Source organism: Streptomyces sp. NPDC058697 (assembly GCF_042715345.1).
In the GTDB taxonomy this organism is placed as follows: Bacteria; Actinomycetota; Actinomycetes; order Streptomycetales; family Streptomycetaceae; genus Streptomyces; species Streptomyces liliifuscus.
The window spans coordinates 1-23,874 of the sequence record NZ_JBHXSU010000018.1 but is presented as its reverse complement, the minus strand read 5'-3'; the positions used below and the strand labels follow the sequence as shown (position 1 = coordinate 23,874).

At 70.4% G+C, this 23,874-nt stretch carries 21 protein-coding genes; 9 read left to right on the top strand and 12 right to left on the bottom strand.

Going from position 1 to position 23,874, the window contains the following annotated elements; all coding sequences use genetic code 11:
• The first annotated feature begins 70 nt into the window (after positions 1-70).
• Positions 71-649, top strand: a complete 579-nt coding sequence (locus ACFWXQ_RS32930) for a hypothetical protein (protein WP_383947342.1) — start codon at positions 71-73, stop codon at positions 647-649.
• A gap of 203 nt (positions 650-852) precedes the next feature.
• On the opposite strand, the gene ACFWXQ_RS32925 is transcribed toward ACFWXQ_RS32930, so the two are convergent.
• The 3 genes from ACFWXQ_RS32925 to ACFWXQ_RS32915 are packed head-to-tail and all read right to left on the bottom strand — an operon-like array spanning position 853 to position 3,006.
• Positions 853-1,425 carry a cob(I)yrinic acid a,c-diamide adenosyltransferase gene (locus ACFWXQ_RS32925; RefSeq protein ID WP_383947340.1) on the bottom strand — a complete coding sequence of 191 codons (573 nt, stop codon included), beginning with the start codon at positions 1,423-1,425 and terminating at the stop codon, positions 853-855.
• A gap of 13 nt (positions 1,426-1,438) precedes the next feature.
• Positions 1,439-2,188, bottom strand: a complete 750-nt coding sequence (locus ACFWXQ_RS32920; protein ID WP_383947337.1) for an ABC transporter permease — start codon at positions 2,186-2,188, stop codon at positions 1,439-1,441.
• 35 nt (positions 2,189-2,223) lie between these two features.
• A complete protein-coding gene (locus tag ACFWXQ_RS32915) occupies positions 2,224-3,006 on the bottom strand; it encodes an ABC transporter ATP-binding protein (protein WP_383947334.1) in 783 nt (260 codons plus the stop codon).
• 90 nt (positions 3,007-3,096) lie between these two features.
• On the opposite strand from ACFWXQ_RS32915, the gene ACFWXQ_RS32910 reads away from it, so the two are divergent.
• From ACFWXQ_RS32910 to ACFWXQ_RS32895, 4 genes are all read left to right on the top strand, one after another.
• Positions 3,097-3,738 (top strand): TetR/AcrR family transcriptional regulator, encoded by a 642-nt coding sequence (locus ACFWXQ_RS32910; protein ID WP_383947331.1) that lies wholly within the window; start codon positions 3,097-3,099, stop codon positions 3,736-3,738.
• Positions 3,739-3,907: 169 nt separating this feature from the next.
• A complete protein-coding gene (locus tag ACFWXQ_RS32905) occupies positions 3,908-4,756 on the top strand; it encodes a 3-hydroxyacyl-CoA dehydrogenase family protein (RefSeq protein WP_383947329.1) in 849 nt (282 codons plus the stop codon).
• A 165-nt stretch (positions 4,757-4,921) separates the two neighbouring features.
• Positions 4,922-5,245 carry an STAS domain-containing protein gene (locus tag ACFWXQ_RS32900; protein ID WP_030672301.1) on the top strand — a complete coding sequence of 108 codons (324 nt, stop codon included), beginning with the start codon at positions 4,922-4,924 and terminating at the stop codon, positions 5,243-5,245.
• Positions 5,246-5,551: 306 nt separating this feature from the next.
• Positions 5,552-8,038, top strand: coding sequence for an ATP-binding protein (locus ACFWXQ_RS32895; protein WP_383947326.1), 2,487 nt, complete (start codon positions 5,552-5,554; stop codon positions 8,036-8,038).
• Between the two features lie 110 nt (positions 8,039-8,148).
• On the opposite strand, the gene nucS is transcribed toward ACFWXQ_RS32895, so the two are convergent.
• Positions 8,149-8,820: an endonuclease NucS gene (gene nucS, locus ACFWXQ_RS32890; protein ID WP_200395827.1), complete on the bottom strand. Its 672-nt coding sequence runs from the start codon at positions 8,818-8,820 to the stop codon at positions 8,149-8,151.
• A gap of 287 nt (positions 8,821-9,107) precedes the next feature.
• Here nucS and ACFWXQ_RS32885 point away from each other — a divergent pair, with 287 nt between their 5' ends.
• Positions 9,108-9,500 (top strand): SCO5389 family protein, encoded by a 393-nt coding sequence (locus tag ACFWXQ_RS32885; protein ID WP_055617795.1) that lies wholly within the window; start codon positions 9,108-9,110, stop codon positions 9,498-9,500.
• 427 nt (positions 9,501-9,927) lie between these two features.
• On the opposite strand, the gene ACFWXQ_RS32880 is transcribed toward ACFWXQ_RS32885, so the two are convergent.
• Positions 9,928-10,956: an LLM class flavin-dependent oxidoreductase gene (locus ACFWXQ_RS32880; RefSeq protein ID WP_383952489.1), complete on the bottom strand. Its 1,029-nt coding sequence runs from the start codon at positions 10,954-10,956 to the stop codon at positions 9,928-9,930.
• Between the two features lie 218 nt (positions 10,957-11,174).
• Here ACFWXQ_RS32880 and ACFWXQ_RS32875 point away from each other — a divergent pair, with 218 nt between their 5' ends.
• Positions 11,175-11,516: an ATP/GTP-binding protein gene (locus tag ACFWXQ_RS32875; RefSeq protein ID WP_383952491.1), complete on the top strand. Its 342-nt coding sequence runs from the start codon at positions 11,175-11,177 to the stop codon at positions 11,514-11,516.
• A 34-nt stretch (positions 11,517-11,550) separates the two neighbouring features.
• Here ACFWXQ_RS32875 and ACFWXQ_RS32870 read toward each other — a convergent pair whose 3' ends face one another.
• From ACFWXQ_RS32870 to mce, 7 genes are all read right to left on the bottom strand, one after another.
• Entirely contained in the window at positions 11,551-12,396 is an 846-nt protein-coding gene (locus tag ACFWXQ_RS32870) for an ABC transporter permease (RefSeq protein WP_383952493.1), read from the bottom strand.
• Complete coding sequence (locus tag ACFWXQ_RS32865) at positions 12,393-13,646, bottom strand: ABC transporter ATP-binding protein (RefSeq protein WP_383952495.1); 1,254 nt, start codon at positions 13,644-13,646, stop codon at positions 12,393-12,395. The genes ACFWXQ_RS32870 and ACFWXQ_RS32865 overlap by 4 nt, the downstream gene beginning before the upstream one ends.
• 139 nt (positions 13,647-13,785) lie before the next feature.
• Entirely contained in the window at positions 13,786-14,556 is a 771-nt protein-coding gene (locus ACFWXQ_RS32860; RefSeq protein ID WP_383952497.1) for an ABC transporter permease, read from the bottom strand.
• A 3-nt stretch (positions 14,557-14,559) separates the two neighbouring features.
• Positions 14,560-15,564, bottom strand: a complete 1,005-nt coding sequence (locus ACFWXQ_RS32855; RefSeq protein ID WP_383952499.1) for an ABC transporter ATP-binding protein — start codon at positions 15,562-15,564, stop codon at positions 14,560-14,562.
• Positions 15,565-15,714: 150 nt separating this feature from the next.
• Positions 15,715-16,650, bottom strand: a complete 936-nt coding sequence (locus ACFWXQ_RS32850) for a cellulose-binding protein (protein ID WP_361068879.1) — start codon at positions 16,648-16,650, stop codon at positions 15,715-15,717.
• A 182-nt stretch (positions 16,651-16,832) separates the two neighbouring features.
• Positions 16,833-20,681 (bottom strand): polarized growth protein Scy, encoded by a 3,849-nt coding sequence (scy, locus tag ACFWXQ_RS32845; RefSeq protein WP_383952502.1) that lies wholly within the window; start codon positions 20,679-20,681, stop codon positions 16,833-16,835.
• A gap of 230 nt (positions 20,682-20,911) precedes the next feature.
• A complete protein-coding gene (gene mce / locus ACFWXQ_RS32840; protein WP_383952504.1) occupies positions 20,912-21,352 on the bottom strand; it encodes a methylmalonyl-CoA epimerase in 441 nt (146 codons plus the stop codon).
• 147 nt (positions 21,353-21,499) lie between these two features.
• Here mce and ACFWXQ_RS32835 point away from each other — a divergent pair, with 147 nt between their 5' ends.
• On the top strand, positions 21,500-22,702 hold the full coding sequence (locus ACFWXQ_RS32835; RefSeq protein ID WP_383952506.1) for an acetyl-CoA C-acetyltransferase: 1,203 nt from the start codon (positions 21,500-21,502) through the stop codon (positions 22,700-22,702).
• Between the two features lie 31 nt (positions 22,703-22,733).
• Entirely contained in the window at positions 22,734-23,690 is a 957-nt protein-coding gene (meaB, locus tag ACFWXQ_RS32830) for a methylmalonyl Co-A mutase-associated GTPase MeaB (RefSeq protein ID WP_383952508.1), read from the top strand.
• Positions 23,691-23,874: the final 184 nt, after the last annotated feature.

Here is a 23,874-nt window from a genome sequence, read left to right as displayed (position 1 = left end):
TCGTCACTGGTGACGACGATCGGGGCGCGGGGCGCCGGGAGCCTGGAAGGGTGACCGAGAGGAGCGAGTCGTGATCGTCACGCTGATCATCGTCTGTGAAGTCGGCTTCTGGGTGCTGCTGGCCGCGGGCCTTGCCTTCCGCTACCTGTTCAAGATGCCCCGCACGGGGCTGGCCCTGCTGTTGTGCGAGCCGCTGCTGGAGGTCGTGCTGCTGGTCGTCACCGCGCTGGACCTGAAGGACGGGGCGGAGCCGAGCTGGAAGCACGGGCTGGCCGCGCTGTACATCGGCTACACCGTGGGGCATGGCCACCGGACCGTGAAGTGGCTCGACGGGCATGCGGCGCATCGGCTCGCGGGGGCGGACCGGCCCGTGGGGCCGCCGCGGTACGGGATGGCTCGTGCGCGGCACGAGGGGAAGGTGTGGCTGGGGTCCGTGGTGGCCGCGGTCGTCGCGACCGGGTTGTTGCAGGTCGCCATCTGGTACGTGGGGGATTCTGGGCGTACGGGGTCGTTGGAGAGCTGGCGGTATGTGGCTTGGCGGGCGGTCGGGATTCATGGGCTGATTGCTTTGACGTATCTGATCTGGCCCAAGAAAGCCCCGGCCGGGGTTGATGAGGGGGCGGAGTCGCGGAGCCTTACCAAGAGGTGAGGCTCCGCGGGGTGGCTCCGCCGGGGTGGGGGAGGGGGTGATTCGTTCGCTGCGGGTGCGTCGTGGCTGGTCGCGCAGTTCCCCGCGCCCCTAAAGGACAAAAGACTGCGCCGTTCCCCGCGCCCCCAAGACGAAGGCCGCGCCGGAACCCGCGCCCCTGAAAGACAAAAGACTGCGCCGTTCCCCGCGCCCCCAAAACGTCCTCAGCGTTCGCCGCCTGGGACCCAGAGGATGTCGCCCGTCTCCTTGTTTGCCGTCCTTGCCAGGATGAAGAGCAAGTCCGACAGGCGGTTCAGGTAGGTCGCTGTGAGGGGGTTCATGATCTCTTCGTGGGTCTCCAGGGCCGCCCACGTCGAGCGTTCGGCTCGGCGGACCACCGTGCATGCCTGGTGGAGGAGGGCCGCGCCCGGGGTGCCGCCGGGGAGGATGAAGGAGCGGAGCTTCTCCAGCTGTTCGTTGAAGTGGTCGCAGTCCGCCTCCAGCTTGTCGATGTAGAACTGCTCGACCCGCAGGGGAGGGAACTCGGGGTTCTCGGCGACCGGCGTGGAGAGGTCCGCGCCCACGTCGAAGAGGTCGTTCTGGACGCGGGTGAGGACCTTGACGATCTCCTCGTCCAGGTTGCCGAGGGCGATCGCCGCGCCGATGGCCGCGTTCGCCTCGTTGGCGTCGGCGTACGCCGAGATCCGCGGGTCGGTCTTGGCGACCCGGCTCATGTCGCCCAGGTTCGTCGTGCCCCGGTCGCCGGTCCTGGTGTAGATGCGCGTCAGATTGACCATGCGGCCAGCGTAGTTACGCCCCGGCCTCCCGGAACACTCGTGTGCCCACCGTCACGGCGATTCCCGTGAGGCCGACGGCCACCAGGACGCCGTACGCCATGGAGGAGGTCGCGTACGAGCCGACGTACGCGTCGCGCATCGCGTCCACCAGATAGCGGAACGGCATGACGTGCGAGAGGGCGTCCAGCCAGCCGGGCGCCAGTGACATGGGGAGCATCAGGCCGGACAGGAGCATGGACGGCATGGTCAGCGCGTTGATCGTCGGGCCGAACGTGTGGGCCGAGCTGAGGCGCATGGCCAGCGCGTACGACAGCGAGGCGAGTGAGATGGTCAGCAGCGCGACGAACGCGAAGCCGATCAGGATGCCCCCGACCGGCGCGCGCAGGCCCATCACCACGGCGGCCAGGACCAGCAGGACCGCCTGGAAGACGAAGACCGTCGTGTCGCGCAGCACCCGGCCGAGCAGGAGTGCCAGGCGGCTGACCGGGGTGACCCGCATCCGCTCCACCACGCCCACGTTCTTCTCGACGATGATCATGAATCCGGCGAACGCGGCTCCGAACAGGCCGAGTTGGAGCAGCAGTCCGGGGACCAGGACCTGCCAGGAACTCCCGCCGCCGCCCAGTGGCAGATCGGTGAGCAGCGGGCCGAAGAAGATCAGGTACAGCAGCGGCATCAGTACGCCGAAGAGCATCGCGAACTTGGATCGCAGGGTCTGGCGGAGATAGCGCCCGAAGATCAGCGCGGTGTCCTGGAGAAGCATGTCGGTTACTTCCTCGACTGTTGGGGGCTCGGCGGTCAGACGGCTACGGGGGTGGAGTCCGCCGGTGCCGGGCCCCGGCCCGTGATGGCGAGGAACGTGTCCTGCAGCGTCGCGTCGATCGACCCGCCGTACAGGAGCTTCAGCGCGCTCGGCGTGCCCTCCGCCACCACGACGCCCTCGTCGACGATCACGAGGCGGTCGGCGAGCGCGTCCGCCTCGTCGAGGTAGTGCGTGGTGAGGAAGACGGTCGTGCCGTGGTCGTCGCGCAGGCGTCGGACCAGGTCCCAGAGGTCCGCGCGGCTCGCCGGGTCGAGGCCCGTGGTCGGCTCGTCGAGGAACAGCACCTTCGGGCGGTGGGTGAGGCCGAGCGCGATGTCGAGACGTCGGCGCTGGCCGCCGGAGAGCGCCGACGTCTTCCGGTCGAGGAGGTCGGTCAGGCCCAGGTCGCGCGCCAACTCCTCGGCGCGGTCGGCCGCCTGAGCCTTCGTCAGGCGGTAGAGGCGGCCCTGCGTGACGAGTTCCTCGCGTACGGAGATCTGGGGGTCGACCCCGCCCGACTGCGCCACGTACCCGCATGCGAGGCGGACGCCCTCCGGGTCGGTGGCCAGGTCGTGGCCCGCGACGGTGGCGGCGCCGCCGGTCGGGGCCAGCAGGGTCGTGAGCATCCGGAGCGTGGTCGTCTTGCCCGCTCCGTTCGGGCCGAGGAAGCCGAGGATCTCGCCCGCCCTGACGGTGAGGTCGATGCCGCGGACCGCCTCGACGGGGCCGCGCTTGGTCTGGAAGGTCCGGGCGAGGCCGGCCGTGCTGATGATGGGCATGCGCCAAGAAAAACAGAGGGACTTAAATTTTGCAATGCCACCAAAATTGCAGAGAGACCAGAAAACATCGGTCCGGCCTACGATGAAGCCATGGCAGAGGGGCTCAGGGAGCGGAAGAAGCGCGAGACCAGGCAGCGCATCTCGGACATCGCCACGGGACTGTTCCTGGAGCACGGCTTCGTGACGGTGACCATGGCCGAGGTCGCGGACGCGGCCGATGTCTCCGTGAACACCGTCTACAACTACTTCCCGGCCAAGGAAGACCTCTTCTTCGACCGCAGCAAGGGTGTGGTCGACCGGCTCTCGCGCTGGGTGCGTGGCCGTCGCATCGGAGAGTCGGCCGCCGTCGCCGTCCTGCGCGAGCTGCGCGAGGAGGTCGAGGCGGTCTCGCCCCGGGTCGGACTCATGGAGGGGTACGACCGGTTCATGCGCGTCATCCACGACGCGCCCGCCCTCCGGTCCCGGCTGTGGAGCCTTCAGCAGGAGGTCCACGACGACCTGGAGGCGGCCCTGCGCGAGGAGACGGGCGCGGATCCGGACGATCCGACGCCGGGTCTGATGGCCGGGCAGATCGGCTGGCTCCACCAGACGGTGATGAGCACGGTCGGCCGGCACATGATGGCGTGCCGCGATCCGGCCGAAGTGTCCCGCGAGGTGCTGGCACTGCTCGACGGCATGGAGGACCTTTTGAGCGAGAAGGTCCTCAACTACGCCGTACGGGCGCCGGAATGAGCCGCTCGGTGTGATGTCCGTCCTATGAGACGTGACGCGCGTTACTTACCGGTCACACAGCGCCTCACGACCGCTAGGGTCCGCCGAAGAGGCAACCCAACAGCGTGTTACCCGGGTTGTCCTGTCGATGGTCAACGCCGCCGGGAAAACGCAGCAGGGGAGTCGGACAGTGGCACGCAAGCTCGCCGTCATCGGGGCCGGACTCATGGGTTCAGGTATCGCCCAGGTCTCCGCACAGGCCGGCTGGGACGTCGTCCTGCGCGATGTCACCGATGAAGCGCTGACCCGTGGCACCGACGGCATCAAGGCCTCGTACGACAAGTTCGTGAGCAAGGGGAAGCTGGACGCCGACGCGGCCGGGCAGGCGCTGGGCCGTATCACCACGACGACCGACCTGGACGCGGTCGCCGACGCCGACATCGTCGTCGAGGCCGTCTTCGAGAAGCTGGAAGTCAAGCACGAGATCTTCCGTACGCTCGACAAGCTGGTGAAGGACGAGACCGTACTCGCCTCCAACACCTCCGCCATCCCGATCACCAAGATCGCGGCGGCCACCGGGCGTCCGGAGCGGGTCGTCGGCGTCCACTTCTTCTCGCCGGTCCCGATGATGCAGCTCTGCGAGCTCGTCCGCGGCTACAAGACGAGCGACGAAACACTCGCCACCGCACGGGAGTTCGCCGAGTCGGTCGGCAAGACCTGCATCGTCGTCAACCGTGACGTGGCCGGCTTCGTGACCACCCGGCTCATCTCGGCGCTCGTCGTCGAGGCGGCCAAGCTGTACGAGTCCGGTGTGGCGACCGCCGAGGACATCGACCTCGCCTGCAAGCTGGGCTTCGGTCACGCGATGGGTCCTCTCGCCACCGCCGACCTCACGGGCGTCGACATCCTTCTGCACGCGACCAGCAACATCTACACCGAGTCCCAGGACGAGAAGTTCGCCCCGCCGGAGCTGATGCGCCGGATGGTTGACGCCGGTGACATCGGCCGTAAGAGCGGGCAAGGCTTCTACACGTACTGATACACGTACTGACTCTGCGGCGATCTTCGACCGGTCACTCCTCGGAGTGAATTCGGTATCGGTTCGCTTACAGAGGGCAACTTCTGCCCCGGTACGGCAGTCAGTCCTGGCAACACAGGACACGACGAAGACGCAGCGTACGAAACGCACTCTCGGGGAGCGCATATGTACATCAGGGGCGACCACGCCGAGCTGGTCGTCGGGGGCCGCCTCGACGTCCGCAGCGCGGCGGACGCCCGTACGGTCCTGCACTCGGCAGTCGACGACGGCGTCGGCGACCTGGTGCTCGACCTGTCAGAGCTGGACTCCTGGGACGCCACCGGGCTCGGTGTCATCATGGGGGCCCACCGGCGGGCGGGGCGGTGCGGCCGGAGGCTTGTGCTGCGCGGCGTCCCGCCGCAGATGCAGCGACTGCTGGTGGCCACCCGGCTCCACCGGATCCTGGCGATCGAGGGCGGCATCGGCGTCGAGTCGTTGCCCCGGGTGTGACTCCGCGCCCCTCCCGGACGTGACCTCCCGTCGCCCCCGGATGTGACCCGGCGTCACTGTCGCAAACGGCGAAGATCGGGTAGGAAGCGATCGTACGAAACGTATGTCGCGCACAATCCTCACGAAGCTGTGACGTCTCGGACGGCGCGGTACCCCGTGTGTTCGTAGATACTGTGCGAAGGTTTAGGGTTCGGCTGCCCGCGTCTTGACGAACCCGTGAGCGGGCACCGGACCAGAAGCGACAGCGCAGTGTGCAGCAAGGCCGGGAGGGGCTCGGCACACCACGCTTTTGGGGGGCTTGGACCTATGGACCCGATGAACCGGGGACCCGAAGAGTACGGCCACGACGACGACGGCTCGGCGCCGCGACAGCGCCCGCCGCGCGATCCTCTGACGTCCGACTTCGGTCAGCACACGCCAGCACTGGCCCGCACCGTCCAACTCGTGTCGGGCGAAAATCTGCTCACCGTCAATCCCGTCGACGGCAGCGAGATCGAGCTCTGCCCACCGGGCGAGCGGCCGCCGCGGCCCACGAAGTTCGGCGCCACCGACCGGGCCGAGCTGGCCCGCTCGACGCGACCTCCCGTACCACCCGGGGCCTCGCTGCCCAGACTGCCGCTCCTGGAGCGGCAGGAGGAGCGTGAGCGGCTTGTGCGCCTGCTCGCGCGCGGGCGCTCCGTGCGGCTCACCGGGCCCTCGGGTTCGGGCCGCACCGTGCTCCTGGACGCCGTCGCCGACGACTGCGCGGACCTCGCTCCGGACGGCGTGGTGCGCCTCAGCGGCCACCGCCGTACCCCGGACGATCTCCTGCACGACCTCTTCGCCGCCGTCTTCAACGCTCCGCTGCACCGGCCGGAGCGGGAGGAACTGCTCGCCCTCGTCCACGAGATCGGCGCGGTCGTCGTCCTGGACGACGTGGACTTCGGCGGTACCGCGCTCGACGAACTGCTCGACGCGACCCCCGAGTGCGCCTTCCTGATCTCCGCGACACCCGACATTCCCGCGCCGTCGACCGACTCGCTCCTCGAAGAGGTCTTCCTCGGCGGCCTGGGCCGCGGCGGCGGTCTCGAACTGCTGGAGCGTGCTGTCGGCCGCGTCCTCACCGAGGACGAGGCGAACTGGGCGGGCGACCTCTGGTTCGAGTCCGAGGGGCTGCCGCTGCGCTTCGTGCAGGCCGGTGCGCTGCTGCGGCAGCGCGACCAGCTGCGCGCCGACCCGAACGCCTTCGACGAGTTCGGCTACTACGAGGACGCGCCCGTGGACGCGCCCTTCGACGCCGAGGACGGCCACGACGTACCGCTGCCGTCGCTCGCCGAGGGCGCCGCCCCGGCCGCGCTGCTCGCGACCCGGCTCAGCGAGTCGGCGCGCGCCACGCTGCGCTTCGCCGTCGCGCTGGGCGGCGAGGTGCCGCACCAGGCGCATCTGCCCGCCCTGGTGGGGGACACGCACGCGGACGCCGCGCTCGCCGAGCTCGTCGGCTGCGCGCTCGTCACACCGGTCGGCTCGCACTACCGGCTCGCGGCCGGCGTACAGACCCAGCTGGAGGCCGTCGGGTACGCCTCCGACGCCGAGGAGCAGGCGCGCGCCGCCGCCGAGCACTACGCCTGGTGGGCGGGGCACCCGTCGGTCAGCCCGGAGCGGGTCGCCGCCGAGGCGGACGCCGTGCTCGCCGCGCTGACCGCCCTGGCGCCGCTCACGGAGCCGCCGGCCGAGGACGAGGAGAGCGCCACCGCCGTACGGCTGGCGCGCACGGCCGCGCCCGCGTTCGCCGCGGGGCTGCACTGGAGCGCCTGGGAGCGTGCGCTGCGCTCGGGCGCCGAGGCGGCCAGGCTGTCAGGCGAGGTCTCGGATCAGGCCTATTTCCACCACGAGCTGGGCATCCTCGCGCTCTGCGCCGGGGAGTTCGACCGGGCCCGTGCCGAGTTGGAGGCGTCCATCGGGCTGCGCGGCGCCCTCGCCGAGAAGCGCGGCACCGTCGCCGGCCGCCGCGCCCTCGCCCTGGTGGCGGACCGCACCGGCACCACACCGCCCATCGGGATCGGTTCGACGGCGGGCGAGGAGGTGCCCGACGCGCGGTACGAGGAGTCGGCGTCGCCGCCCGGCGGCGTGCCGTCCGGATTCACTCCGGTCCCCTCGCTCCAGCAGCCGGGGGAGCCCGCGACGGTCATCACCCGCGGCGGTTCCGCCTCCGCGGCCAAGCCGGGCCGCGTCAAGGGCCTGGTCAACGGCACCCGGCGCAACCTCGCGGCGGCGGGCGCGGGCGCGCTCCTCGCCGCCGTGCTCGGCACGGTGGTGACGCTCGGCGCGACCTCCAACCCGGACGACAACATCCCCTCGGAGCGGGTCGGACCCAACCCGTCGGCCAGCGCGGGCGACGAGGGCGACGGACTCGGCGCGGACCGGCCGAACAAGGGCGGCGACGCGGACTCGACGAGCCGTCCCACCGACCCGGGCGACGACGGGATCATCGGAACCTCGGACGACCCGGCCCCGCCTTCGAGCACGGAGCCCTCGGACGACCCGACCGGGTCGAAGGACCCGAGCACGAACAAGCCCAGCACGAAGCCGCCGTCCTCGACCAAGCCGCCGACCTCGCCGAAGCCGCCGACCAGTCCGACGCCGTCGACGAGTCCGACTCCGACACCGACCGAGACCGAGCCGAGCGGTGAGCCGAGCGATTCTCCGACGACCACGCCGGAGACCTCCGACTCGGCCAGCGGCCCGGCCTCCAGCCCGGCCGAGAGCAGCAGCGCCGCGAGCAGCCCGGCGGACGGCGGCTCGCCGACGATCTGACACCCGGGGTACGACACCCGGGGTACGGCACGGCACGGCATGACAGTGGGCCGGGTCCTCCACACAGGACCCGGCCCACTGTCATGCCGTACGGAAGAACCTCGTGGCCGTCAGAACAGCCGCAGCTTGTCGTCCTCGATGCCGCGCAGTGCGTTGTAGTCGAGGACCGCGCAGCCGATGCCCCGGTCGGTGGCGAGGACGCGGGCCTGGGGCTTGATCTCCTGGGCCGCGAAGATGCCGCGGACCGGCGCGAGGTGCGGGTCGCGGTTCAACAGCTCCAGATAGCGCGTGAGTTGCTCCACGCCGTCGATCTCGCCGCGCCGCTTGATCTCCACGGCGACGGTCCGGCCCTCGCCGTCACGGCACAGGATGTCGACCGGGCCGATGGCCGTCATGTACTCGCGGCGGATCAGCGAGTAGCCCTCGCCGAGGGTGTCGATGCGGTCGGCGAGGAGCTCCTGGAGGTGCGCCTCCACGCCGTCCTTGATCAGGCCGGGGTCCACGCCGAGTTCGTGCGAGGAGTCGTGGAGGACCTCCTCCATCGTGATGATGAGCTTCTCGCCCGCCTTGTTGATGACGGTCCAGACACCCTCGTCGTCCCCCGAACCCTCCTTCAGCGTGCAGGGCGGCGACATCCAGTTGAGGGGCTTGTAGGCCCTGTCGTCCGCATGGATCGAGACACTGCCGTCGGCCTTCACAAGGATCAGACGGGGGGCCGACGGGAGATGGGCGGTGAGCCGGCCCGCGTAGTCAACGGAGCAGCGGGCAATGACGAGACGCATGGTCGGCAACGCTACTCGACCGGCACGGGTCGGCGCGATCCGCCCATGAGTCCGCTCGACCGGAGACTTTCCTGTCGCCCCTGTTTCCCCGGATAAGCCCTGTTCGAAAGTGGCTGGTTGTGAGCAGGTTGAGTCTCCTCCGGTTTCTCAATGTCCTGGTGCGGCCACGAACAGTTGCCTACCGTATAAACGGGAGGTCGCGACGCGTGTACTCAGCGTGTTCGGCGTCGCGCTCTCCTTCCCTGTCCGTCAACCCCCTCTGCCGAGGGGGTGCGAGAGGAGAACCCATGTCGCTGGACGTCTCACCGGCCCTACTCGAAAAGGCCGAGCGAGGCGAGGTCGACGAAGCGGAATTCGTCGACTGCGTCCGGATTTCCCTGCCTTACGCATGGGAGATGATCAGCTCCCTGGTGGCTCAGCTGAAGGTGGACGGCGGCAACTTCGCCGACAACCAGACGCCTCCGCCGGACGAGCAGGCGCGCGGCCAGCTGCTGCGTGCGCTCGCGAGTGACGCGATACGCGGTGCGCTGCAGCGGCACTTCGGGGTGCGCCTGGCCTTCCAGAACTGCCACCGTGTGGCGGTGTTCCCGCTGGACGGCTCGGTGGACGACACCTTGACCCGTTTCACCTCGGTGCGCAGTCAGCTGCTGAACCAGTCGCCGGAGTTCCGGGACTGCTGAGGCGGTGATGCCGCACGGCTTGCCGCTCCGTACGCGGGAGGTGCTTTTGTACTGGGGCGGCAAGCTCCCTGCGGCGCACACCGGTTGGGCCCGGACATGGGTCGCTTCCGCCCGGACAGGGGTCTGTTCCGGTCGGATACGGACCGGTTGCGACCGAACGCGGCCCAACCCCCTTCAGGGATCCGCCAGTTAGGCCCGGACGCACTCGGGCTCGGCCCGAACCCACGTCGGTTCGGCCCGCAACCGCCCCCGGTTCCGTCCGGACACGACCCGACTCGCCCAGGCCGCACCCAGGTTCGGCCTGGATACACGCCGGTTCGACCCGGCCGCACCCCGGTTCCGTTCGGACGCCTCCAGGCTCGGCCCGGTCGCATCCCGGCTTGGCCGGGACGCGGTTCTGTTCGGTTCGGCCCGGGTGGGGCCCCGCTCAGCGCAGCCGCGGCAGCACCTCGCCCCCCAGTCGCCGTACGTTCTCCTCGGTCGCCGCCAGGTCGCCCGAGCCCTCCGTGAGCAGCGCGAAGCGCGTGATCCCCGTGCGCTCCGAGGTCGCCGCGAGGCGGTCGGCGCACAGGCGGGGCGTGCCCACCGGGTGCAGACCGCAGAGCAGTTCGGTGTAGGCCACCGGATCCCGCATCGAGCGGGCCCGGCCGTCCACGGTCACATGCGCGTCGAGACCCTGCTTCAGCCAGCCCGGCATGGCCTTCAGGAGCATCTCGACCGCGTCCGTGCGCCGGTCCGCGACCTGGGCGATGCCGGCCGAGACATGGGCCGCGTCCGCGATCTCGTCCGGTGAGTACCCCGCGTCGCGCGCGTGCGTGCGCCACAGCGTGACCATCTCCGCCTTCTCCTCGTCGCCCACATGCATCCCGAGGAGCATCGGCAGCCCGCGCTCGGCGGCCAGTTTGACGCTCGCCGGTGAGGTGCAGGCGACGACGACCTCGGGGCTCTCGCCGCCCGTCAGGGCCTCCGACGGCCTTGGCACGACTGGGACTTCACGGAAGTCGAAGCGCTCCGAACCGCCCGCGACGGACGGCTCACGCAGCCACCGCACCAGCAGATCGAGTGATTCCGGGAACCCCTTCTCGTATGCGTCGAGGCCCGTCCCGAAGACCTCCAGGTCCACCCACGGTCCGCCGCGCCCCAGTCCGAGCGAGAAGCGCCCGCCGGACGTCACATGCAGCAGCGCGGCCTGCTCGCCGAGCGCCACGGGGTGCACGGTGGGCAGCACGCTGACCGCCGTGCCGACCCGGATCCGCCGGGTGCGGCCGAGCAGTAACGCGGCGAGCGTGATGGCCGACGGGCACGTCCCGTACGGCACGAAGTGGTGCTCGGCCAGCCATACGGCGTCGAGCCCCGCCTCCTCGGCGACCTCGGCGGACCGCACCGCGCGGTGCAGTGCCTCCCCCTGGCCCTGGCCCGGGAACTGGGCCGCCAGTACAAAACTTCCTACGCGCATCGCACTCCTGCCTCCTTGTGCCGACGCGGCTCCCCCACCTCGCATAACCGTCTGACACGTGCCAAGGACACGGCTTGGTGAGGAGATTGGCGGATTGTCTGCAGAATGAGCCGGCCGTGCGGGGGATCTGTGGGGGTTGGTGACGTACGCGTACCCCTGGGTGCTCCGCGTAGGCTGGACACAGCCCGTGCTCCCTGTATAGCTCCGTGAGGTGTCCTGTGTCCCCGCGTCGCAACCGTCCCAAGGGTGCCGGTGACTCCGGCCGGAGCCAGTCCCCGGACGGATCGGACCCGTCCGACCGTTACGGCGGGTGGCAGTCGACGGAGAGCTGGCAGGGCGAGGCGTGGAGCGTGCGGCACGTGGCGGGCGCGAGTGCCCAGGGCAAGACGTATCGCTGTCCCGGCTGCGACCAGCAGATTCCCTCCGGCCTTCCGCACGTGGTGGCCTGGCCCGAGCACTCCGGAGTGGACGAGCGGCGGCACTGGCACAAGGCGTGCTGGAACGCGAAGGACCGCCGCACCACACGGGTGCAGCGGTCCCGGAACGCTCCGAGGTTCTAGACCTTCGAACGATTTTGCGTAGGTCGTCTATGTCCTAGACGTCCCGCTTCTCCAGCAGTGCGTAGGCCCCGGCGATCGCCGCCGCGGTCACGCCCACGAGGAGGAGGAGCTGGGAACTGCCGTTCCCGTTGTCGGATTCGAGCTGGAAGATCCGGGCGAGCGCGTTCGGGGCGTTGTAGTCCAGCATCTTCTCGCCGATCGTCCGCATGCTCTCGGACATCAGCAGGAACGCGGGCAGGATCGCGGGCACCAGCACCACACCGAGCATCGTGGTGATCGCGCCGGCGGAGTGCCGCAGCATCGAGCCCACGGCGAGCGCGAGCACGCCGAGCAGCGACACGTACAGCGCGCCCAACAGGACGGTGCCGCCCCACTCGTTGTCCGACGCCCCGCCGTGCATGCCCGACGTGATCAGGCCGACCACGCCGATGGAGAGGCCCGACACGACGAACGCGACGACGAAGAAGATCATCAGCTTGGCGGTGAGCACCCGGTGGCGCTGGGGCGACGCCGTGAACGTCGTACGGATCATGCCCGTGCCGTACTCCGACGAGACCACCAGCACGCCCAGCGTGATCAGGCAGATCTGGCCGAGGATCAGGCCGAAGAACGCGGGGATCGTGTACGGGACGTCCGCGAAGTCCTCGTTGGTGGTCTGTGCGGCGACCAGGAAACCGATGCCGACGACCAGCAGCACGAAGACACCGAGCGTCCACATCGTGGAGCGCACCGACTTGATCTTCGTCCACTCGGAGGCGAGCGCGTGACCGAGGTGCGTACGCGTGATCGGAATCGGCGAGGTGTACGAAGTCCCGGGCGCGCCCTGCCAGTTCGGGGCAGGGGCGGCCTGCTGCTGCATCTGGTGCTGGGGCGTGCTCATCGGGCGTCCTCGGGCTTGCTCAGGTCGGGCGCGGCGGAGGAGGGCTGCGCGGGGGCGGGCTGGGCGGGCTGTACGGGAGCGGCGGCCGCGGGCGCGGTGCCGGCGGGCTGGGCGTAGGGGTTGGGCTCTCCGGCTCCGGGCGCGGCCGGGGCACCGTACGGGCCCGCGGGCGCCGCTGCGGGCGGCTGCGCCTGCGGCATCGCGAACGGCTGGCCGCCCTGCTGGGGCGGCGGCGGGGCGTACCAGCCCGGCTGGCCCTGACCCGGCACCGGCATCTGCGGAGGCGGCATCGCGCCCGGCGGCAGCTCCTGCTGGAGGCCCGCGCGCTGGTCGACGGTGGAGCGGTAGTCGACGGCGCCCTGCGTCATCCGCATGTACGCCTCCTCCAGCGAGGCCTGGTGCGGGGAGAGCTCCCACAGGCGGACGTCGGAGCTGTGCGCGAGGTCGCTGATGCGGGGGAGCGGCAGGCCCATGACACGCAGAGCGCCGTCCTGCTCGGGCAGCACCTGGCCGCCCGCCTCGGTCAGCGCGGCCGTCAGCTTCTCGCGCTGCTGGGGCTCGGTGTCGGGCGTGCGTACGCGCGCGAAGTCGGCGGAGTTGTGCGAGATGAAGTCGCGGACGCTCATGTCGGCGAGCAGCTGACCGCGGCCGATCACGATGAGGTGGTCGGCCGTGAGCGCCATCTCGCTCATGAGGTGCGAGGAGACGAAGACGGTCCGGCCCTCCGCGGCCAGCGACTTCATCAGGTTCCGCACCCAGAGGATGCCCTCGGGGTCGAGGCCGTTGACCGGCTCGTCGAAGAGCAGCACCTGGGGGTCGCCGAGGAGCGCGGCGGCGATTCCCAGCCGCTGGCCCATGCCGAGCGAGAAGCCCTTGGAGCGCTTTCGCGCCACGTCCTGGAGGCCGACGACGCCCAGCACCTCGTCCACCCGGCGGGCCGGGATGCCGGACAGCTGGGCGAGGCACAGGAGGTGGTTGCGGGCGTGCCGGCCACCGTGCACGGCCTTGGCGTCGAGGAGCGCGCCGACCTGGCGGGGGGCGTTGGGCAGCTTGCGGTAGGGGTAGCCGCCGATCGTGACCTGACCGGAGCTGGGGTTGTCGAGCCCGAGGATCATGCGCATGGTCGTCGACTTGCCCGACCCGTTGGGCCCGAGGAAGCCGGTGACGGAACCCGGCCTTACCTGGAAGGAAAGGTTGTACACGGCTGTCTTGTCGCCGTAGCGCTTCGTCAGGCCGACTGCCTCGATCATTCTCCGCACCCATCGAAAGGTTCAGGACGTCGGGGCGCACGCCCCCGTAAGGCTTAGGAGGATAGCCGGGCGCTGACGGTTCCCCCCAAAGCTGAGCAAAATCGTGAGCCCTGGGCGTCCCGCTTCTTCGGCAGCAACCCTAGGCGTCCCTCTTCTTCAGCAGCACGTATCCGCCCGCCACCGCCACCACGACCCACAGGACCATGATTCCCAGGCCGCCCCAGGGGCCGTACGGCACGTCGTCGTCGATCGGGGTGACGACCTGCATGATTTTGCTGCCCGCCTGGTCCGGGAGATACTGGCCGACCTTCTTGGTGGCGTCGACGTTGCCGAGGATGGCGGAGATCAGGAAGAAGAAGGGCATCAGGATGCCTAGGGAGAGCATCGGGCTGCGCAGCATCGTGGCGACGCCCATCGAGAAGAGGGCGATGAGGGTCATGTAGAGGCCGCCGCCGATGACCGCGCGCAGCACACCCGGGTCGCCGATCGACGCCCGGTGCGAGCCCAGCATCGCCTGGCCGAGGAAGAAGGCGACGAAGCTGGTGGCGAGGGCGACGACGAAGGCGAGCCCGGTCGCCACCGCGATCTTGCTGAAGAGGAACGTGCCGCGCTGCGGTACCGCGGCGAGCGAGGTGCGGATCATTCCGGTGCTGTACTCGTTGGAGACCACCAGCACGCCGAACACGATCATTGCCAGCTGACCGAGGCTCATCCCGGCGAAGCTGATGAACGTCGGGTCGAAGGAGAGCTGGTCCTTCGTGCTCAGGTCGTCGAACTCGTTCTTGGACAGCAGCGAGATCAGCACGCCGAGCGCGACGGTGACCACCGCGGCGAGACTGAGCGTCCACACCGTGGACGCCACCGACCGGATCTTGGTCCACTCGGACCGGACGACCTGGGTCGCGGCCATGTACTAGCCCTTCTTCCAGTCGTTGCCCCACTGGGGCGCCTGCTGCCCGGCGAGCGGAACGGCAGCCCCGGCAGCGGGCTGCGCGGCGGAGCCGAGCCCCGGGTCGGAGTGCGCGTGGTACTCCACCGACTCCGCCGTCAGCTGCATGAACGCCTCTTCCAGCGAGGCCTGTTGGGGGCTCAGCTCATGCAGCACGATCTGGTGCTGGGCCGCGAGCTCCCCGATGTCCTCCGACCTCGTGCCGTCCACCTCGAGTGCCTCGGCGCCGGACTCGACGACGGTGATCCCGGCCCCGTGCAGCACGTCGAGCAGCCGCTCCCGCTGGGGCGACCGGATCCGTACGTACGACCGTGAGTTCTGCCGGATGAAGTCGGCCATGGAGGTGTCGGCGAGCAGCCGGCCCTGGCCGATCACGACGAGGTGGTCGGCGGTCAGCGCCATCTCGCTCATCAGATGCGAGGAGACGAAGACCGTACGGCCCTGGGCGGCCAGGGACTTCATCAGGTTGCGGATCCAGTGGATGCCCTCGGGGTCGAGCCCGTTGACCGGCTCGTCGAACATCAGGATCCGCGGGTCGCCGAGCAGCGCGCCCGCGATACCGAGCCGCTGCCCCATACCGAGCGAGAAGCCCTTCGCCTTCTTCTTCGCCACCGCCGTGAGACCGACGGTGTCGAGGACCTCATGCACCCGCGCCCTCGGAATCCCATTGCTCTGCGCGAGGCACAGGAGATGGTTGAAGGCGCTGCGGCCGCCGTGCATGGCCTTGGCGTCGAGCAGGGCACCGATGTACTTCAGCGGATCCTTGAGACCGTCGTAGTGCTGCCCGTCGATCCGCACATCACCCGCGGTCGGCCGGTCGAGCCCGAGCAGCATCCGCATCGTCGTGGACTTCCCGGCCCCGTTCGGCCCCAGAAACCCGGTCACGATCCCGGGCCGCACGGTGAACGTCAGATGATTCACCGCCATTTTCTCGCCGTACCGCTTGGTAAGCCCTTCGAGCTCGATCATGGACCCACGCTAAAACGCGACAAAGCCCCCTGCCACTTAAAGGCAGGGGGCTTCGAAGGTGTGCCCCGGAAGGGGCGCGGGGAACTGCGCGACCAGCCACAACCGGCCTGCAGCTCACCCACGACCCGTACCCAAGGGCGTACCCAAGGGTTACCGCGTCTGCTGCGCCGGCACCCCACGAGAGATCGGCTCGTCCTCGGCCGGAGAGCCCGCGGCAGCGACCGCCGCACCGGTCAGCGTGGCGAGCATCTCGCGAACGTTCGTGAGCTGCGCGTTGATCGAGTCGCGACGGTTCGTGAGAGCCGCCAGCTCCCGCTCGGATTCGGAACGGATCCGGTCCGCCTTGGCGTTCGCGTCGGCCACGATGTCCTCGGCCTGGCGCTGAGCCGTCTCCACCGTCTGACGGGCGCGACGCTCCGCGTCCGTACGCAGCTTCTCGGCCTCCAGGCGGAGCTGCTCCGCGCGGTGCTCGATCTCCGCGAGACGCTTCTCCGCCTTGGCCTGACGCGAGGCCAGGTCACGCTCGGACTGTTCGCGGCGCTTGGCGAGGTTCGTCTCGAAGTCGGCGGCGGCCTGAGCGGCCTTCGCACGGGTCTCCTCGAAGAGGGCGTCCGCCTCCTCACGCTTGGACTGCGCGTCCTTCTGAGCCTCGGTACGCAGCTGAGAAGCGTCGGACTTGGCCTTCTCGACGATCCGGACGCCCTCGTCCTCCGCCTTGGACTTGCGGTCCGCAGCGAACGATTCTGCGTCGTTACGCACCTGCTGAGCCGCCGACTCGGCGAGCTCACGGTGCTGTTCCGCCGCGCGACGGGCCTCTTCGCGCAGGTCCTTCGCCTCCTCCTCGGCGAGGCGGAGGATCTTCTCGACGCGCGCGCCGAGACCCGCGTACGACGGCTCTGCGTCGCTGACCTGGGCCTGGGCGTTCTGCGTTTCGAGATGGAGCTCCTCGATGCGCTTTTCCAGAGCAGTGATACGGGCCAGAGCGCTGTCACGGTCGGAGACGAGCTTCGAAATGCGTTCGTCCACCTGAGCGCGGTCGTACCCACGCCGCACAAGCTCGAAGCCGTAGGGGGAAGTGTCGCTCATGGGGTTCCTGTCGAATGAGACCGGTGAGGTGATAGGTGGAATCCTAGGGGTCAAGACGGTGTGTCATCGAGCAGTAGCCCGATTGATATGGAGAATGACACCCTTTTTGGTGGCTAACAGCCGGACCGCTTGCCAGAGACGATGCCGAAGGCCTCTGGCAAGCACGGAAGTTGGCCATTTGGCTAGCCCTCCGACGGCTTGCCACCCGAACGAGTCGCACCGGCCGCAGCGGCAGCTTTGACGCCACCGTCCTTGCCACTCGACGGGGCCTCAAACGACTCCAACGCCTCAAGGACGTCCTGGACACGGGAGATCTCGGCATTGATGTCCTCGCGGCGCCGGACCAGCACCTCCAGCTCGCGCTTGCCCTCCTCGACCGCGGCCCGTGCCTCGCGCACCGCCTCGGATCTGATCGCCTCGGCCTCGGAGATGAGCGCGGCCTTCTTCTGCTCGGCCTCCTTGAGAAGCCCCTCCGCCTTCTTCACGGCGGCGATCCGGACCTTGCCCGCCTCGGAGTTGGCCTCCGACACCAGGTCCTTGGCCTTCGCCTCGGCTTCCCTCAGCTGGTCCTCGGCGGCCTTGATGAGCGCGTCACAGCGGTCGCCCGCCGCCTTCATCGTCTCCGCGGACTCCCGGCGGGCCCGGTCGTGCAGATCCTCGATCTCGCCGGTGATCCGGTCGCGCAGCTCCTCCGCCCGCTCTCTTATGGCGGTGGCGTCCCGGCGCGCGCCGACCAGCAGCTCGTCCGCGTCCGTCCGGGCCCGCTCCACCAGCGAGTTGCCCTCGACGGTCGCCTCGGAGACCAGCCGCTCCGCTTCGTTGCGGGCGGCGCCGACCATCGTGTCGGCGTGGCTCTCGGCGTCCGCGGTGGTCTTGTGCGCCGCCTGCTGGGCCTCCGTGATCAGCTTGTCGGCCTCGGAGGCCGTCTCCGTGATCAGCGTGTCGACCTGCTCGGCCGCCTCGGAGCGCCGCTTGTTGGCTTCCTTGCGCGCCTTGTCCAGGGTGTCGTCGGCCTCGTCGCGGGCGTTCGACATGAGCCGGTCGGCCTCGGCGGCCGCCTCGTTCTTGACGCGCTCCGCCACCGACCTGACCCGCTCCGCGTGCTGCTGCGCGGAACCGACCGTCTCGGCCGCCTCGGCGCGCAGCCGCTCCGCGTCGCCCGTCGCGTCCGAGATCAGCTTCTCGGCCTTCGCCACGGACTCGGCACGGACCCGCTCCGCCTCCGCGTTGGTCTCCGCCGTGAGCCGCTCCGCCTCCGACGTCACCTCGGTGATGAGGGTGTCGGCCTGCGTCGCCGCGTCCGACCGGATGCGGTTGGCGTCCTCGCGGGCCTCTGCCCGGGCCCGTGAGGCGTCCTGCTCGGCCGAGGCGACGGCGTCCGACGCCTCCGTACGGGCCCGCTGGACGAACTCCGAGGCGTCCGAGCGCAGCCGCTCGGACTCGGTGATCGCCTCCGAAACCGTGCGCTCCGCAAGGGACTTGGCGGCCTCCGCCTCCGCGTGCGCCTCGCGCCGTACGCGGTTGCCGTCCTCGGAGGCCCGCTCCCGCTCCGCGTACGCGTCGGCGCGGACCCGGTCGGCCTCCTGCTGTGCCTCCGTGCGTGTGCGCTCCGCCGCGTGCTCGGCGGCGCTGCGCAGGCCCGTGATCTCCTCCTGGGCCTGCTCGTGCAGCCCCGAGACGGCGTCCCGGACCTGCTGCGCGGTCTGCTCGGCGGCCGACACCATCTCGGTCGCCCGGCGGTCCGCCTCCTCGACCAGCCGTACGGCCTCGGTCTGGGCCTCCTCCACGCGGTTGCGCGCCGAGGCCAGCAGCTCCTCGCTCTGCTCGCGGGCCCGCTCCCGCTCCTGGTCGGCCTCCTGCCGGGCGGCGCCGAGGAGCTCCTCGGCCTCGCGGCGGCGCCTGGCGGCCTCCTCCTGGGCGGCGGACAGCGCCTCGGCGGCCTCCGTGGCGAGCCGCTCGGCGGCGGCCTGCGCCTCCGTCCGTACGCGGTCCGCGGTGTCCTGTGCCTCCGACTTGAGCCGCTCGGCCTCCGCCGCGGCCTCCGAACGCAGCCGTACGGCGATGGACTCGCCCTCGGCACGCGAGGCGGACGCGTCGGAAGCGGCCTCGTCGCGCAGCCGCTCGGCCTCCGCCTCGGCCTGCGCCTGGAGCGTACGGATCCGCTCGGCGGCCTCGCCGCGCAGCCGGTCGGTCTCCTCGGCGGCCTCGCGGCGGATCCGCTCGCCCTCCGCGCGCGCGTCGGTCAGCGCCTGCTCGGCGGAGGTGAGGCGCTCCTCGGCCTCCGTGTGCAGCCGGGTCAGCCCCTCGGCGGCCTCGGCCTGACGGGCCGCTATGGCCCGCTCGGTGTCCTCGTGCAGTTCGCGGGCGCCGCGCTCGGCCTCCGCGATGATGCCCTCGGACTGCTCGACGGCCTCCGCCCGGTGCCGCTCGGCCTCCGCGCGGGTGCGCTCCAGGGTCTCCTCGGCCTGCCGGCGCAGCGTCGTGGCGCGCTCGATGGCCTCGGTGCGGACCCGCTGGCTCTCCGTCGTCGCGTTCGACCGCTGGTCGTCCGCGTCGGCCTTCGCCTTGGCGAGCAGCTCCTCGGCGGTCTTGGCCGCCTCCTCGATCTGCTGGACGGCCTCGCGCCGGGCCTCGGAACGGATCCGCTCGCCCTCGGCGTTGGCGTCCGCGCGCAGCTGCTCGGCGTCGCCGCGCAGCCGGCGCGCCTCCTCCTGCAGCTCGACCGTCTTGGCGCGGTACTCCTTGGTGTCGTCCTTCGCCGTGCCCTTGAGCTGCTCGGCGATGTCGTGCGCCTCGGCACGCAGCCGGTCCGCCTCCGCCTCGGCGCCGGCGCGGATCCGCTCGGCCTCCTCGGACGCGGCCTTGGTGGTCGACTTGGCTTCCTCGGACGCCTTGTTCAGAACGTCCTCGGCCGTACGGGCCGCCTTGGCGAGCTGGGAGGCGGTCTCCTCGGCGGTGAGACTGCGCGCGTGCTCCTCGGCCTCCGCGACGATCTTCTCAGCGGCCGCCTTGGCGTCAGTGACGACCTGCTCGGCCTCCGTCTTGGTGGACTCGGCCTCCTTGGTGGCCTCGCTGACCAGCCGGGCGACCTGCTCCTTCGCCGTACGCGTGCGCTGCTCGTTCGCCGACTCCGCGCTGGAGAGCGCCTTGGCGGCGGCCTCCTTCGCCTCGGCGAGGACCTTCTCCGCCTCGGCCCGCGCCTCGCGCAGCGCCGCCTCGGCCTCGCTGATGCGCTGCTCGGCGGCCCGGCTCAGCTCGCCGGCCTGACGGCGCGCGCTGTCCGACTCGGTGGCGGTCGAACTGCGCAGCTGCTCGGCGTGGTCGGTGGCCTCCTGGGCCTGCGTCGACGCCGCGTTCAGCAGCCGCTCGGCGTCGGTACGGGCCCGGCGCAGCAGCGCCTCGGCCTCCGCGCGCGCCTGCTCCGCGTCGCTCTGCAGCCGCTGACGGGCCTCCGCGGCGACCCGCTCGGCCTCCGCGCGGGCGGCGGCCAGGGACTGCTCGGCCTCGCCACGGGACTCGTCGACAAGACGGCGGGCCTGCTGCTCGCTGCGGGCGCGCAGCTGCTCGGCCCACGCCACGTTCTCGTTGACGTGCGACTCGACGCTCTGCCGGCGCTCGGAGAGCTCCTGGTCGAGCTGCTGGCGACGGGTGACCGCCTCCTGGTGCAGCTCCGCCTGGAGGCGGGCGGCCTGCTCGGCGTGCTCCTGGAGGATCCGCTGAGTCTGCGCGCGGGCCTGGCTCAGCTCCCGCTCCGCGTCCTGGCGGAGCTGGTCGGCCTGGATCTGCGCATTACGGAGCATCTGCTCGGCCTGATAGCCGATGTCGGCGCTGTCGTAGGCAGGCCGGGTCGCCAGACTGCGGCGCGCCTCGTGCAGCTTGGCGCGCAGCACCTCGACCTGATAGCCGAGGTCCTCGGCGTGCTGGACGGCCTTCTCCCGCTCGGTCTTCAGCCGCTCCATCTCGGCCTCGAACCGAGAGAGGTGGTCGACGTCAGCCGCCGGCTCTCGCTCCTGGCGTTCGTAGCCCCGCACTGCGCGGTCCCATCCGTCCCCTGGTCGCAAGTCTCTCCAAACGAGCACCGTCCATCCGCCGAACGGGGCCCCCGGGGAATGGTGTCAGATCAACGGCGGAGCAGACGCTGCTGCCCCGCCACTCGCCCCCGAAACCTGGACCCCGGCCCTCGGATCCTGACGATGAGGACCCGGACCGCCCCGTGGAAGCGGCGGCCGTCCCCAACCCTACCGGCCCTTATGTACGCGGGTCAGTGCTCAGGTGACTCAACAGGCGCCGATGTGACCAGTTCTGTCAGGACGCCATGGCAATCCTTCGGGTGCAGAAAGGTGATGCGCGACCCCATCGAACCCGTGCGCGGCTCGTCGTACAGCACGCGTACGCCCTTGTCGCCGATGGCGGCCGCGTCCCCGTCCACATCCGCCGTACCGAAAGCGATGTGGTGCACGCCCTCACCGTTCTTGGCCAGCCACTTCCCGACGGCGGAGTCCTCACGGGTGGGTTCCAGGAGCTGGATGTAGGAGGCGCCCCCGTCGGACGTCTCGTTGATCTTGAGCATGGCCTCGCGCACGCCCTGCTCCTCGTTGACCTCGGTGTGGAAGACCTCGAAGCCGTATGTCGCACGGTAGAACTCGACAGTCCTGTCGAGGTCGAAACAGGCGATCCCGATGTGGTCGATTCGCGTCAGCATGGTGTCAGTGCAGCGCTCCCGGGGCGGTTACGCAACGTGCGCGCGATCACACACCGCGCCGGATGACGGGTGGCGTACCGGTCAGTACATTTCAAGTAAACCCTCGTTCACTCCTCAGCTGTGCAAGCTGGAAGGGGATCGCTCCTCATGTCTGGAACGAACAGCACCACCTCCGTCATCGTCGCGGGTGCCCGCACCCCGATGGGACGGCTGCTCGGCTCTCTGAAGTCCTTCTCCGGAGCCGACCTCGGTGGTTTCGCGATCAAGGCCGCCCTCGACCGTGCGGGCATCGGCGGCGACCAGGTGCAGTACGTGATCATGGGCCAGGTGCTCCAGGCCGGGGCAGGGCAGATCCCGGCACGCCAGGCCGCGGTCAAGGCGGGCATCCCGATGAGCGTCCCGGCGCTCACGATCAACAAGGTCTGTCTCTCGGGCCTCGACGCCGTCGCGCTCGCCGACCAGCTGATCCGCGCCGGAGAGTTCGACGTGATCGTGGCCGGTGGTCAGGAGTCCATGACCAACGCTCCCCACCTGCTCCCGAAGTCCCGGGAGGGCTACAAGTACGGCGCGATCGAGATGCTCGACGCCATGGCGTACGACGGGCTGACCGACGCCTTCGAGAACATCGCCATGGGTGAGTCGACCGAGAAGCACAACACACGCCTGGGCATCCTGCGGCCCGAGCAGGACGACTTCTCGGCCCTCTCGCACCAGCGGGCCGCCGCCGCGCAGAAGAACGGCCTCTTCGAGGCCGAGATCACTCCGGTGGAGATTCCGCAGCGCAAGGGCGAGCCCGTCGTCTTCAGCAAGGACGAGGGCATCCGCGGCGAGACGACGACCGAGTCGCTCGGCAAACTGCGGCCCGCGTTCGCGAAGGACGGGACGATCACCGCCGGCTCGGCCTCGCAGATCTCCGACGGGGCGGCCGCCGTCGTCGTCATGAGCAAGGCCAAGGCGCTGGAGCTCGGACTGGAGTGGATCGCCGAGATCGGCGCCCACGGAAACGTCGCGGGACCCGACAACTCTTTGCAGTCGCAGCCGTCGAACGCGATCCAGCACGCCCTCAAGAAGGAGGGCATCGGCGTCGAGGATCTTGACCTGATCGAGATCAACGAAGCCTTCGCCGCCGTCGCGGTCCAGTCAATGAAGGACCTCGGGGTGTCCACGGAAAAGGTGAACGTCAACGGCGGCGCCATCGCCCTCGGTCACCCGATCGGCATGTCCGGCGCCCGGCTCGTACTGCACCTCGCCCTCGAACTGAAGCGGCGGGGCGGCGGTGTGGGCGCGGCGGCGCTGTGCGGTGGCGGCGGGCAGGGTGACGCACTGATCGTGCGGGTACCCAAGGTCTGACGCGTTTTCTCGTTTCGTGAACGGAGCTGTGATGCAGGACGTCGCCTCGCTGGTGACCCAGGCCAGGGAAGGCCGGCCGCGGGCCGTGGCCCGGCTGATCTCCCTGGTGGAGGGGGCGTCCCCGCAGCTGCGCGAGGTCATGGCCGCCCTGGCCCCGCTCGCCGGCAACGCGTACGTCGTCGGGCTCACGGGCTCGCCCGGTGTCGGCAAGTCGACGTGCACGTCGGCGCTCGTGACCGCCTACCGGCGACAGGGCAGGCGGGTCGGTGTCCTCGCCGTCGACCCGTCCTCGCCCTTCTCGGGCGGTGCGCTCCTGGGGGACCGGGTGCGGATGTCGGACCACGCGTCGGATCCCGGTGTCTACATCCGCTCCATGGCGACGCGGGGGCACCTCGGCGGGCTCGCCTGGGCCGCCCCGCAGGCCATCCGGGTGCTGGACGCGGCGGGCTGTGACGTGGTCCTCGTGGAGACCGTCGGGGTCGGGCAGTCCGAGGTCGAGATCGCGTCGCAGGCCGACACGAGTGTGGTGCTGCTGGCTCCCGGCATGGGCGACGGCATCCAGGCCGCCAAGGCGGGGATCCTGGAGATCGGTGACGTGTACGTGGTCAACAAGGCCGACCGGGACGGGGCCGACGCCACCGCCCGTGAGCTGAACCACATGCTCGGGCTCGGTGAGTCGCGGCGGCCCGGGGACTGGCGGCCGCCCATCGTGAAGACGGTCGCTGCGCGGGAGGAAGGGATCGACGAGGTCGTCGAGGCGCTGGAGAAGCACCGGGCGTGGATGGAGGAGCGGGGGGTGCTCGCGGAGCGGCGTCTCGCCCGCGCCTCCCGCGAGGTCGAGACGATCGCCGTCACGGCCCTTCGCGCCCGGATCGCCGACCTCCATGGTGACCGCCGCCTCAGCGCCCTCGCCGAGCGGATCGTCGCGGGCGACCTGGACCCCTACCGGGCGGCGGACTCCTTGATCGAGGGCCTGACAGAGGCCTGACCCTGGGGTTTTCTCGCCCCCGCCGCCCCTACCCATTCCCGTCCCTGACTCAGGGGCTTCGCCCCCGAACCCCCAAAAGACTGCGCAGTTCCCCGCGCCCCTTAAAGGGGCGCGGGGACCTGCGCGACAAGCCCCCACCGGCCCGCACCCGAAATCGCACCCCACGGGGTCCGGGGCGGAGCCC